The organism is Cephaloticoccus capnophilus (genome assembly GCF_001580045.1).
GTDB classification, from domain to species: Bacteria; Verrucomicrobiota; Verrucomicrobiia; order Opitutales; family Opitutaceae; genus Cephaloticoccus; species Cephaloticoccus capnophilus.
The window spans coordinates 22,677-35,146 of sequence record NZ_LSZP01000035.1; the positions used below are offsets into that span (position 1 = coordinate 22,677).

7 protein-coding genes and 1 tRNA gene are annotated in these 12,470 nt (G+C 62.4%); 3 read left to right on the forward strand and 5 right to left on the reverse strand.

The window, feature by feature from the left end; genetic code table 11:
* Positions 1-318: 318 nt before the first annotated feature.
* Positions 319-2,361, forward strand: coding sequence for an alpha-amylase family protein (locus AXK12_RS04255; protein WP_068711787.1), 2,043 nt, complete (start codon positions 319-321; stop codon positions 2,359-2,361).
* Positions 2,362-2,416: 55 nt separating this feature from the next.
* On the opposite strand, the gene AXK12_RS04260 is transcribed toward AXK12_RS04255, so the two are convergent.
* Positions 2,417-3,580 (reverse strand): ABC transporter substrate-binding protein, encoded by a 1,164-nt coding sequence (locus AXK12_RS04260; RefSeq protein WP_082782644.1) that lies wholly within the window; start codon positions 3,578-3,580, stop codon positions 2,417-2,419.
* 100 nt (positions 3,581-3,680) lie between these two features.
* On the opposite strand from AXK12_RS04260, the gene AXK12_RS04265 reads away from it, so the two are divergent.
* On the forward strand, positions 3,681-4,859 hold the full coding sequence (locus tag AXK12_RS04265; RefSeq protein ID WP_068711791.1) for an LptF/LptG family permease: 1,179 nt from the start codon (positions 3,681-3,683) through the stop codon (positions 4,857-4,859).
* Positions 4,860-4,940: 81 nt separating this feature from the next.
* On the opposite strand, the gene AXK12_RS04270 is transcribed toward AXK12_RS04265, so the two are convergent.
* From AXK12_RS04270 to AXK12_RS04285, 4 genes are all read right to left on the reverse strand, one after another.
* On the reverse strand, positions 4,941-5,834 hold the full coding sequence (locus AXK12_RS04270; protein ID WP_068711793.1) for a tetratricopeptide repeat protein: 894 nt from the start codon (positions 5,832-5,834) through the stop codon (positions 4,941-4,943).
* Between the two features lie 42 nt (positions 5,835-5,876).
* A complete protein-coding gene (locus tag AXK12_RS04275) occupies positions 5,877-7,598 on the reverse strand; it encodes an ABC transporter substrate-binding protein (protein WP_082782642.1) in 1,722 nt (573 codons plus the stop codon).
* A gap of 175 nt (positions 7,599-7,773) precedes the next feature.
* Positions 7,774-8,559 (reverse strand): 16S rRNA (uracil(1498)-N(3))-methyltransferase, encoded by a 786-nt coding sequence (locus tag AXK12_RS04280; protein ID WP_231863537.1) that lies wholly within the window; start codon positions 8,557-8,559, stop codon positions 7,774-7,776.
* Positions 8,560-8,683: 124 nt separating this feature from the next.
* Positions 8,684-8,757, reverse strand: a tRNA-Gly gene (locus tag AXK12_RS04285).
* A 215-nt stretch (positions 8,758-8,972) separates the two neighbouring features.
* On the opposite strand from AXK12_RS04285, the gene carB reads away from it, so the two are divergent.
* A complete protein-coding gene (gene carB, locus AXK12_RS04290; protein ID WP_068711808.1) occupies positions 8,973-12,251 on the forward strand; it encodes a carbamoyl-phosphate synthase large subunit in 3,279 nt (1,092 codons plus the stop codon).
* Positions 12,252-12,470 lie beyond the last annotated feature (219 nt).

Consider the following 12,470-nt stretch of genomic DNA (forward strand, 5'->3'; position numbering starts at 1 on the left):
GTGCCGAAGCGCCGCGCCCATGTCAACGGCGGTCTTTGCGGCGATGTATCAATCGTGCCGCAAATTCGTTTCCGTGACCACGCACCAAAGCGCAAACCTCGCCGTGAACGGCGGGGTCAAGCGAGGCATTCCTTCATTTGGAGCCGCAGGCTCCCCTAACTGGTGGCGGAGAAGCTCCGACCGCAGGGGCGGAGTTCTTCACTTAGTTGCGTAGTTCACGCAGTCCGCGCGGCTTGTCTTTTGGGCGGCTGTGGCGCCAATTCTTGGGCGCGACTGGTGTCGTGTTTTTCGCCAACCGCTAAGCCCTCTATTCCCCACATGGCCTCCTTACGTTTTCGGCAAGTTCACCTCGATTTTCATACCAGTGGCGCGATTCCCGGTATCGGTGAGAAGTTTGATAAGCGCGCGTTTCAAGAGTCCCTCAAGCTGGGGCGGGTGAACTCGATCACGCTGTTTTCCAAGTGTCACCACGGCTACAGCTATCACCCGACGAAGGTCGGGGTAGCGCATCCGCACTTAAAGGGCGACTTGTTGGCGCGGCAGATCGAGGCCTGCCGCGAGATTGATGTGCGCTGCCCGATTTACCTCAGCGCGGGGCTCGATGAGGTGGCCGCGCAGGCGCATCCCGAGTGGGTGGTAACGCGGCGCGACGGGACGAGTGCCGTGCCGTTTAAGGCGAGCTGGCGGCTGCTGAGCTTCAACTCGCCCTATCTCGATTACCTGTGTGCGCAGATTGAGGAGGTCGTCACGCGTTGGCCGGATAACGATGGGATATTTTTGGACATCATTTCTGCGCCGCTCGACTATAGTAACACTTCGATTGCGCAGATGCTGGCCGCAGGGCTCGACCCCGAAAGCGAGGCCGATGCGCGCGACTACGCGGAGCGGGTGTTGTATCGCTACTTTGAGCGTACGACTGCCGCGGCGCAGAGTGTGCGGCCCGATACGCCTGTGGTTCACAACTCGGGCGATGTCTCGCTAGGGACAGTTCGCGCACATGGGTTTAACACTCACTTCGAGCTGGAATCACTGCCGACTGGCGGTTGGGGCTACGATCACTTCCCGCTGCTTGCGCGTTATGTGATTACGCAAGGCAAGGACTTCCTTGGGATGACGGGTAAGTTTCACACGACTTGGGGCGAGTTTGGCGGCTTTAAGCGTGCCGCCTCACTACGCTACGAGTGCGCCGCGATGCTCGCCTATGGGGCCAAGTGCTCGATCGGCGACCAAGTGCACCCGAGTGCACAGATGAATACCGACACGTATGCGCTGATTGGTGAGGCGTATGCCGAGGTCGAGGCAAAGGAGCCTTGGTGCGCTGCGGTGCGATCCGTGGCGAAAATCGCCATCGTGAGTTCGCGCCAAAACCAAGCCCGCTGGAATGCCGACCATACCCAAGGGCTCGCCGCTGATGAGGGCGCGGGCCGGATGCTTCTGGAGCTGCACCAGCCTTTCGTTGTGCTCGATGAACACGCGAGTTGGCAGCCCTATGAGGTCGTTATCTTGCCCGAGGGCTTCGTGATGACGCCGGCCAAGGCCGAGCAAGCGCGGGCGTTTATCGCGAGTGGCGGGCGAATCGTGGCGGCGGGCTCTGCGCTGCTAAACGAAGCGGGCGATGCGTTTGCGCTGCCGCCTGCTGCGGGTGTGGGGCTGCGTGGACGCAGCGCGTATAACCCAGATTACCTCGTGGCGACCGAGCACGCGCCGCGCGTGCCGGTGCGTTCGCCGATCGTTATTCATGGAGGTGCGTACGAAGTCGATTTGGCGAAGGTCAGTGGCGATGGCGCGCGCGCCGCAGTTTCGGTTTTGGCGGAGCGGCGAGTGCCGTATTTTAACCGGACCTGGGGGCACTTTTGCTCGCACCAACACACGCCCGATGCACCGGAGCAGCCGGGCGCAGGGACTTCTCCGGCGGCGATTGCGGGCGAGGCGATCGCGTACTTCGCGCACGATTTGTTCAGTGCGTATCGCCGCCAAGGGCAGCCGCTGTATCGCGATTTTTTCGAGGCGGCGTTGCGGCATTTGTTGGGCGGCGTGCTGCCGGTCGAGACGAGCGGGCTGCCTACCAGCGGGCGCGTAAACGTGTTGGAACAGCCGGGCGAGGGCCGCTACGTCGCGCATCTGCTCTATGCGCCGACAAGTGTGCGCGGCACGTTTAACGGGAAGCCGATCGAGATAATCGAAGACCTAGTGCCGCTGCGCGCGGTGAGCGTGGCCTTGCGCTTGCCGCGTGTGCCTAGGTCGCTGCGCCTGGTGCCTGAAGGCCGCGCACTTGATTTTCAGGTGAGCGATGGCGGCGTGGTGCACTTTAGCGTCCCCGAATTTACCGCGCACCAAATGGTGGAATTGGCTTACGAATAGGTGAGGGCGGCGGAAGCGATCCGGCCCCTGCATATGATCCGGCCCTGCGCGGTCTCTAGGGTGTCACTACGCCGACATAGCTGAACTTGCCGTCTTTTACGGTCATGATGGTGGCGGCTTTTAGGGCGTTTCCGTTTTCGTCGATGTCGGTGCGGCCTGTCGCGCCAAGGAGTCCGCGAGTCGAGGCGATGGCGTCGCGCAGCGCGGCGGGCTCGGTCGTTCCGGCGCGCTCTAGCGAGTCGATGAGGAGCAGCGCGGCATCGTAGCCGAGTGCGGCAAAGGCATCGGGCGTCTCGCCGTCCCAGCGCTCACGATACTTGGCGATGAACGCTAAGGCCTGCGCGGCCGTGCTTTCAGAAGAGTAGGGCGCAGAGTAGTAGATGCCTTCTACGGCTTCGCCACCGATTTCGAGGAGTTTAGGCGAAGCCCAGCCGTCGCCCCCGAGGAGCGGCAGCGTCAGCCCGAGTTCGCGCGCCTGCTTACAGATGAGGGCGGTTTCGGTGTAGTAGGCGGGGATGTAAATGGCATCGGCCTGGCTGGCGCGAATCGCGGTGAGCTGTGCCCTGAAGTCCTTATCGCCTTCGGCAAATTTTTGTTCGGCGGCGATGCTGGCACCGCCTGCGACGAAGGTTTCTTTAAAGTGGTTCGCGAGTCCGACGCTGTAGGCAGAGGAGACTGAGGAGAGGGTGGCGATGCGGTTTAGGGCGAGCGATTCGCGCGCGAACTTGGCCATGACCTTTCCCTGAAACGCGTCGAGGAAGCAGACTCGAAAGATGTAGTCCCCGGCCTCGGTGACGCTTTCAGCGGTCGAGCCCGGGGAGATCATCGGCGTCTGGCTGCGTTGCGCGATTGAGGCGATTTCGAGTGATCGGTTGGAGGCGACTTCTCCCAGGATGGCGATGACTTCGTCGCGCGAGATGAGCTTGCGGGCGGCGGTGCCGGAGTCGCCGGCTTTGGACTGGTTGTCTTCGGTGATGAGGCGCAGGGGGCGCCCGCCGAGCAGGCCGCCGCGTGCGTTGGCCTCTTCGATGGCGAGAACGATGCCGCGATGCGTGGATTGTCCACAGGCGGCTTCCTTACCCGTGATTGAGGAGATTTCGCCAACGCGGATTTCGCCGCTGGCAGCATCCGAAGATCGCGAGGGCGCACAGCCGGTGAGGGAGAGGAGTGCTGCGGTGGCCAGTGCGGCAAGAGAGGAGGAGAGCGGTAGTGGATTCATGGCGCGCGGCGAATCTGCCGAGACGAGAGGGTGGGAATGGGCGCGGAGTGAATAGCTTTGCATCGGTGGGCGCGAAAGTTTTCGGTGTGCGGCTTTTTCTGTGAGGATTTACGACCGTCATCTTTTGCGCGAATGGCTACAGGTCTTGGGCCTGGTGCTGGCGGCCATGATTGGGTTGCTGCTTGTGCAGGTGCTCTACGACGACTTTCGGATGCTGAGCGATCAGGGGGCGGTGGCGCGGGATTTTTCGCTTTATGTGCTGGTGACCTTGCCGGGGTTTTTGGCGATTGTGCTGCCGGTTGCGCTCCTGCTTTCGCTGCTCTATACGCTCGGGCGGCTGCATCGGGCGGGGGAGCTTGTGGCGTTGCGAGCAGCGGGCGTGGGGCTATTGCGCATCACTGCGCCGGTGTGGGTGGTGGGCTTGGGGATGTGTGCGGTGACTTGGGGGCTAAATGCGAGCGTCGTCCCGTGGTCGGTCGAAACCTCGCGCGCGCTGCGCGACTCGTTAGAATTTCGCCGCCAAGCCGAGTCGGCATTTCAAGAGGATACGATCGGCGCGGTGCGGCGCGTGGCCTTTGACAATCGTGCCGCGGCGAGTGCAGGGCACGGCGGGCGGCTGTGGTTTATCAATAGGTACAGCCAGTTCACTCAGCGAGGCTATGGGGTGACGGTTTCGGTCTTTGAAGAGCTGGGGGAGCCGATGGATGGCGCTGCTGCTGTCGAGGGGCTGAGTGAGCGTCTGGAGTCGCGGCGGATCGTGGCGGCTGCGGCGTGGCGCGACGAGGCGGCCGGTGGCTGGGTTTTTGCCGATGGGCAGGAGCTGTTTTTCGATACGAAGAGCGGCGAGATTCGGGGGCTAAGTCCATTTGCCCAACTCATCGAGCGCAGTTTCGACGAAGAGCCTGACTTGATGCTCATGGTCGATAGGCGGCCTGCAGATTTGTCGTTTTTGGAACTGCGGCGGCTGATCGATTACTACTCGGCAGAGGGAAATCCGAAGGGCGTGGCGTATGCCGTGCGCTACTTCGGGTTGGTGGCCGATACGTTCGCGCCCTTGGTGGTGATCGCGCTGGCGATTCCGTTTGCCGTGAGCGGGGTGCGCATGAATCCGGCGGTGGGGGTATCGAAGTCTATCGGGCTTTTCTTTCTGTATTACGTGCTGATGAACGTGGGGACTTCGCTCGCGGTGAAGCAGGTACTCGAACCGGCTCTGGCGGCGTGGCTGCCCAACGCGGGCATGGCTGCGATCGCTGCGTGGCTTTTTGCGCGGCTGCGCTAGGGGCTGTTCCCGTTTGAAACGCGAGCCGTGCTGCGCGAAAATCTACCTCCGTCGCGGGCGCGGTGCCGTAGCCGGCGGCTATTACTCGGCGCTGCGGGTGTCGGTCTCGTTGCGGCTACTGGCGTTGGCTTTGCGTTGACTCGCTTGCTCTTCGAGTTCGCTGGCGAGTCGCAGGGCGGTGTACGCACGCGTGTCGCGAGGGACGGCCGCGGCGAAGCGGCGATAGTGTTTGGCCGCGAGTTCGCTTAGGCCGATTTCGCGGGCGAGCCCGGCGATCATGATATCGACGTCGCTGTTGCGATAAAAGGCTTCGTAGCCCAGTTCGCGGCCTGCGATGAGGTGCGGCAGGGCGGTTTGCGCATCTTGGTGCACGTACCAATGCAGGTTTCCCGCGATAGAGTGCAGCTCTCGCTTGGCGTGGTCGGCGGTGACGCTGGGCAGGAAGGTTTCGACCTTTGCGGCGGCGTCTTCGAGTGGCGTGTCGGGGGCTTGCATCGCAAGCAGGAGCGCGAGTTGCACGGTGCCTTGGTCAGCGAGTTCGTGGCCGGGATATTCGCGCCGGAGCTGTTCGTAAAACTCGCGTGCCGAGTCGAGCCGCTCGGGGGCTATGTGGTCTTGGTCGATACGCCCGAGCAGGTAGAGGGCAAGAGGGCGGTAGCGAGTCTCGCTCGTGGGCAGATCGGCGACTAGGCTTAGGAGAAGGTCGCGTGCTTTGAGGATATTTTTTTGTGTGACGGGGTCGCGGGCGAGGAGGGCTGCGGCGTGCGCTATGGCGACTCGCGTATCGCTGGGGTCTTCCTTGTGGAGTTTTTCCAACTTCCGCGAGGCAGTGGTGTAGTCGACGTTAAGTGCGTCTTGCCAAGGGTCGGTCTCGAGCTCGTTAGCCGCGCGGAGAGGCAGAGTGGCACTGAGCGAAAAACCGAAAACACAGAGCAGCAGGAGAGCGGGGGTAGGGGCGTAGCGGCGGGTTAACATGGGGGAAGCCTTCTTTTTAGTCGGAGAAGAGAGGGGCAGCGCCTACTCGGCATAGGGACGGTAACGCAGTGCGTCGAATTTGCGTAGGTGCTGGACTTCGCTGTGCCGCCGCCAGTTGGCGCGAGCGCGATGTTCGGGCGGGAGTGTGTAGTGCAGCGCGATCGTCGCATCGAGCCGCTGTATGTCGCGCTGGAGGTGCCGCAGGTGTGCAGCGATGTCGTCGCGCAGGTAGCGGGGGAGCTCGCGGTCTAGGTGTTCGGCAACCCCCGAGACATCGGCTTTGGGGCCGACGATTTTGTGAATGTAGCGTTGGAAGTGGTTGCCGCTGTGGCCGGTGCTAAACGAGCGGAAGTCGACTGTGAAGCCGGGCATCTCACCGTCGAGCCGTGACTTAATTTGCGCCAAGTTTGGCGGCACCGGGGTATCGATTATGGCAGAGAGCCGCTGGCTGATTTGGGAGAATTTTTCGGCCGCGCGCTGGCTGGTCAGGTAGTGCAAAAAATCGAGCACAGCCTCGGGGTGTGGGCTGCTGCGGATGATGCCCATGGAGCCCTCGATGTCCATCGGCTCGGCGACTTGGCCCAGCGTGAATTGTCCAAACTGCGGATCGGCAGTGCTCGGGCCGAGGACGGGCAGCGCGCGCGTCTCAAAGGGCACGCCGTCGATCAGCGCCGCATAGTCCCAACTGCCCGCGATGAGCATCAGGCTGCGTTGTTGTACATAGGTGGCGATTGCCTCGTCTCGCTGGAGCTGCATGAAGCCCGGGGTGAGCAACTGTGAGACTTCGCGCATCAGCTCTAGGCTGCTGCGCAGTTCTGGCGTTTTCGTGTAACTGAAGACGCTGTCGATTATGAGTGTGGCGAGTTCTAAGGGGCTTACTCGCAGGTTGCGCGCCGGGCTGTGGTCGAGCGTGAGGCGTTGGGTTTGTGACGGCACGATGCGGTCGAAGGCGTAGCCCGCATAGGGGCCGCAACCTGCGATCGGGATGATGCTTTTGCCGCTGTGTTGGTTGTAGGCATCCACTTTGGCGGCGAGGGCTTGCAAGTCTGCCAAGTCGCGCGGCGGCGTATCGCTGCCCGTGATTTCGATGAGCATCTCGCGGTTGTAGTAAAGCCGCAGTGAGTTGATTTGGAGGATGACGCCGCTGATTTCGCCCGAGGTCGCGGTGAGTGCGCGCATGCCGTTAAGCCCGTCGAAAAAAGTATCGCGCCAAGCGACGCCTTCGAGGCTCGTCCCTGCGTTGTACGGGTTGGGTGTATCGAGCCACTCGGTGAGCGGTAGGTAGTAGTGGCTAATCAACTCCTCGTTAAGTGCGAGCATGCCTGTGATGTCGGCGGCAGTGCCGCCAACAAGCTGGGTGCGCGCCCAGGCCGGATAAAACCGTATCGGAACGGGGAGCTGGGTGATGCGCACTTCGGGGTGCAGCCGCTGGTAGTCCTCAATCGTCGCATCGAAGGCCTCGCGCATCCCTGTGTGCAAAAGCCAGTGCCCGATGTGTAGCTCGATTTTGGCAGGGGCTGTTTCGGTGGCGGCGGCTTCTGTGACAGTTGCGGCTGCCGTTTCCGGTGCTGACTCGGAGAACGGCCCTCGCGGCTGAGGCTGGGCGGAGACGCTGGGCTTGTAAGGCGTGGCTTCCGCAGCGACCGCCTTTCCAGACCAGCCCATGCGCCGTATCGTACGTGCGCTGACATGCCACAGAGAGGCGCAGAAACTTAAAACGCAGATGCCGATAGCGATGCGCGTAGAGATACTGGGCGAATCCATTGCGGGGAGGCCTGCTTAAACTGCGGGCGGGTTGGGGTAGGGGGAAAGCGATTTTCTCGGGAAAACTCAGCAGTGAGCTCGCGCGAGAACTGAGGCAGTGCCAACGAAAGGAGCGGCGCCCCGGCTTCGCAAGCTGAGATAGCTGCGGAGTATACCCAGCAGGTCGCGGCGGCGCTCACATAGTGCCACGTGCGGCGGCGGTGATGGCGATGCTGGCGGTCACGGCGGTTTCGAGCCGGAGGACGCGCGGGCCTAGGTGCGCGAGGGTGAAGCCAGCGTCGCGGAGCGTGTCGCGTTCACTGCCTGACCAGCCGCGCTCGGGCCCGAGTGCGACGATGAGCGGGGTGTCGGCTTCGAGAGCGATACTGCTAAGTGCCGCACTCGCTTCGTAGTTATCTAAAGCGACGCGCACAGAGCGTTTTACCCCGTGAGGCCGGGGCGCAGATCCTGTTTTCGGGGGCGTCGTCGCTGTTTCCGTGGGAAGGGTAAATTCGCGGATAACTTCTGCGAGCGTGTGGCCGTGGCTGACTTGAGGGATGTGCGTGCAGAAGGCTTGGGCGGCGCCGGCTTCGAGGTGGCGTTGCCACTCGCCAGAGCTCCAGAGCCGACTATCGGCGTAGCTGGCTTCGCTGCGCTCGCAGCGGACAAAGTGGAGGGCGCGCGTGCCGAGTGCGGCGCTGTCTTGTAAGATCTTGCGCGCGGTTTGCGGGCGCGGGAGGCCGATGATGAGCGTTGTGGGCGGCGGCTGCGGTGGCGGGGCCGGCTCCCACGAAAACGCGAAGTCGAGTGCGCTCGCTGTGATGCTGAGGAGCGTGGCCTTGCCGCGCGGGCCGTTGGCGAGGCCGACGTCGAGCGAGTCGCCGACCCTTCGCCGCAGCACGCCCAAGATGTGCTCGGCGCGCGCGTCGCCTCGCGGCAGCGCTCGGGCGATTTCTTCGGGCTGGAATAAAACGAGGTTCACGGTCGCGGGCTGATTTTGTCGGCAGACTGTGACGCAGCCGCATCGCCGCTGCGCAAACAAAACCGGTCGAGCGACCGCGCGCCGCCAACATCTGAATCGCAAACTATGAGACAGCCCTCGGCTGTGGTGCGGGTGGACGGAATCGAACCGACGAGGCCACTTTGGAAGAGTGGAGTTTTACCACTAAACTACACCCGCGTGTTGGTGCTTGAGTGGGAAAAGCAGGGCGGCTGTGCCGCGCGGGTCAATCCTCAAGTCGCGCGCGCCGCGGCGATTTTTGCGAGCGGCGCCGGGCGGCGTGTGCAGGGTGGGTGGTGGCGGCTCAGCGTGGCTTGTGTACACAAACACTCAAAGATGCCTTGCGGGCGGCGTGCGTGCTCGGTTGCCTCGCGGGCCTCTACGCCCTTACCCATATGCCCAAACGCAGCGACATCCAGTCCATCCTCATCATTGGTGCAGGGCCGATTGTTATCGGCCAAGCTTGCGAGTTCGACTACTCGGGCACCCAAGCCTGCAAAGCCCTACGCGAGGAGGGCTACCGGATCGTGCTCGTGAACTCGAATCCGGCCACGATCATGACCGACCCGGAGTTTGCGGACGTGACCTATATCGAGCCGCTGACGGTTGAGATTTTAGAGAAAATCATCGCGACGGAGCGGCCCTCTGCGCTGCTGCCGACGCTCGGCGGGCAGACGGCGCTCAACCTCGCGATGGAGCTGCACGAGGCGGGTATTTTGGAAAAATACGGCGTGGAGATGCTCGGCGCGAAGCCCGAGGCGATCGCCAAAGGCGAAGACCGCGAGCTCTTTAAGCAGGCGATGCTCAAGATCGGGCTCGATGTGGCGCACTCGTGCGTGGTCAAAACGATGGACGAGGCGCGCGCCGCAGCGGAAGAGATCGGCAGCTACCCGCTCATCATTCGCCCCTCGTTTACGCTGGGCGGTGCGGGCGGCGGCATCGCGTATAATAAGGAGGAGTTTGAGCACATCACGGCCAACGGCCTCGACCTCTCTCCCGTGCACGAGGTGCTCATCGAGGAGTGCCTGCTCGGCTGGAAGGAATACGAGATGGAGGTCATGCGCGACCACAAGGATCAGTGCGTGGTCATCTGCTCGATTGAAAACTTTGACCCGATGGGCGTGCACACCGGGGACTCGATCACGGTCGCGCCTGCGATGACGCTTAGCGATAAGGAGTATCAGGCGATGCGTGACGCGTCGTTTGCCGTCATCCGCGAAATCGGCGTGGCGACCGGCGGCTCGAACATCCAGTTCTCGCTCGACCCGAAGACGGGGCGCCAGGTCGTCATCGAGATGAACCCGCGCGTGTCGCGCAGCTCCGCTCTCGCGTCGAAGGCGACCGGTTTCCCGATTGCCAAAATCGCCGCCAAACTCGCGGTGGGCTACACCCTCGACGAGTTGCGCAACGACATCACGCGCGTCACGCCCGCCTCCTTCGAGCCGACCATCGACTACGTCGTTACGAAAATTCCGCGCTTTACCTTCGAGAAATTCCCCGATGCGGACTCGACGCTTACCTCGGCCATGAAGTCGGTGGGCGAGGCGATGGCGATCGGGCGCACCTTTAAGGAGTCGATGCAAAAGGCGCTGCGCTCGCTCGAAATCGGTGCGCGCGGCTTTGGCGGTGGCGGTGGCAAATACGGGCTCGATACCCCGCCCGACGAGAGCGAGATCCGCGCTCGGCTCGCCACGCCCAATGCCGAGCGGATTTTCTACATTCGCTACGCGTTTATGGTGGGGATGACGGTGGACGACATCTTCGAGCTTTCGAAGATCGACCCGTGGTTTCTCCACCAACTGCGCGAAATCTACGACATGGAGCGCGCGCTCAAAAACGCGGGCTCCGCGGCCGAAGGCGCGAAGGCTGGCGGCGCCGCTCTCGCCGCGCTCGACCCCGTGCTCCTGCGCCGCGCGAAACAGTTTGGGTTTTCCGATGTGCAGCTCGCCCATTTTCTGGGCTGCGAGCCGGAGGCCGTTCGCGCGCGGCGCGAAGCGCTGGGCCTTGGCACCAGCTACCGCTTGGTCGATACCTGCGCGGCGGAGTTCGAGGCGTTTACGCCGTATTACTATTCCAGCTATGGCGATGAGAATGAAATCGGCGCGCCCAGCGCTAAGCCGAAAATCATGATTCTGGGCGGTGGGCCCAACCGGATCGGCCAAGGGATCGAGTTCGACTACTGCTGCGTGCACGCGAGCTTCGCACTGCGTGAGATCGGCTACGAGACCGTGATGGTAAACTCGAACCCCGAGACCGTCTCGACCGACTACGACACCAGCGACCGGCTCTACTTCGAGCCGCTGACGCTCGAAGACGTTTTAGAAATCTACACGCAGGAGAAATGCGACGGGGCGATCGTGCAGTTTGGCGGGCAGACCCCGCTCAACCTCGCCTCTGCGCTCAAAGCACGCGGCGTGAACATCATCGGCACTTCTCCCGAAAGCATCGACACGGCCGAAGACCGCAAACGCTTTGCGGCGATTTTAGACGGGCTCGACCTCAAGCAGCCCGCCAACCGCACGGCGATGAACCAAGAGGAAGCCCTGCACTTCGCGCGCGAAATCGGCTTCCCCGTGCTCCTGCGCCCCTCCTTCGTGCTCGGTGGGCGAGGGATGTTTATCGTTTACAACGAAGCGGAGTTTCAGGCCGTCATTCGCCAAGCCTTCGAGGTGATGCCCGATAAGCCGGTGCTCATCGACCAGTTCCTAGAAGATGCCGTCGAGCTCGACGTGGACTGTATCAGCGACGGCGAGACATCGGTTATTGGCGGGATGCTCGAGCACATCGAGTTTGCGGGGGTGCACTCGGGAGACGCCTCGATGGTGATGCCGCCGCACACACTCGGCGCCGAGATACTCGACACCGTGCGGCGCGCGACCCACGCGCTCGCCCGTGCGCTCCAAGTCGTCGGCCTCATGAACGTGCAGTTCGCGATTAAGGCCGGGCAACTCTACGTCCTCGAAGTCAACCCCCGCGCCTCGCGCACCGTGCCCTTCGTCGCCAAGGCGATCGGTGTGCCGCTCGCTAAGCTCGCCGCCAAAGTCATGGCGGGCAAAACCCTCAAAGAGCTCGGCTTCACGCGCGAGCTTAGCCCGAAGCATTGGTGCGTGAAGGAGGCGGTCTTCCCCTTTGTGCGCTTCCCTGGGGCGATGATTACGCTCGGGCCCGAAATGCGCTCGACTGGCGAGGTGATGGGGCTCGATGCCGACCTGGGCCGCGCCTTCGCCAAGGCTCAAGCCGCCGCCAAACCCGGACTGCCCACCAGTGGAAACGTCTTTCTCTCGGTCAAAGATGCGGACAAACCGCGCGCGGTGAAGCTCGCCCGCGAGCTCGCCGCACTCGGCTTCGCGCTCTACTCGACCAGTGGCACCGCAAAGGTTTTGGAGGAAAATGCCGTGCCCGTGACCCGCTTGGCAAAAATCGACGAAGGCCGCCCGACAGCGGTCGATATGGTGAAAAACGGCCAAATCCAGATGGTCATCAACACGCCCGGTGGGATGATTCCGCGCCGCGACGAAAACGCCATCCGCGCGGCCTCCTACGCCCACAGCGTGTGCATCATGACGAGCATCACCGGAGCCGAAGCCGCGCTAAACGGCATCCGCGCCCTCTCCACCGGCCAGCTCGGCGTCAAACCAATCCAGCACTATAAGGATAATGTCCTCACGATTTAGCGGAGTGCTTCTCCGCTAAAGATACGCTGCCCTGCCAGCTTTCCCCAATTGTATACTTGCGTAGCGCTTGGGGAAGAGATGGCAGAGTATCTATTTTGAATAAGACTGAAGCGCTGCGCTTGCATAGCCACTATGCGCACCTTTTCTCTACTGCCTGTATACTTTATTTATCTATTAGTCAGTGTTAAGTGTTTTAGTTCTAATATTACCCCCCCCCCC

Coding starts and splice junctions, on each gene's coding strand:
- AXK12_RS04255 (WP_068711787.1), top strand. CDS start 319: ATGGCCTCCTTACGTTTTCGGCAAGTTCACCTCGATTTTCATACCAGT.
- AXK12_RS04260 (WP_082782644.1), bottom strand. CDS start 3,580: ATGAATCCACTACCGCTCTCCTCCTCTCTTGCCGCACTGGCCACCGCA.
- AXK12_RS04270 (WP_068711793.1), bottom strand. CDS start 5,834: ATGTTAACCCGCCGCTACGCCCCTACCCCCGCTCTCCTGCTGCTCTGT.
- AXK12_RS04275 (WP_082782642.1), bottom strand. CDS start 7,598: ATGGATTCGCCCAGTATCTCTACGCGCATCGCTATCGGCATCTGCGTT.
- carB (WP_068711808.1), top strand. CDS start 8,973: ATGCCCAAACGCAGCGACATCCAGTCCATCCTCATCATTGGTGCAGGG.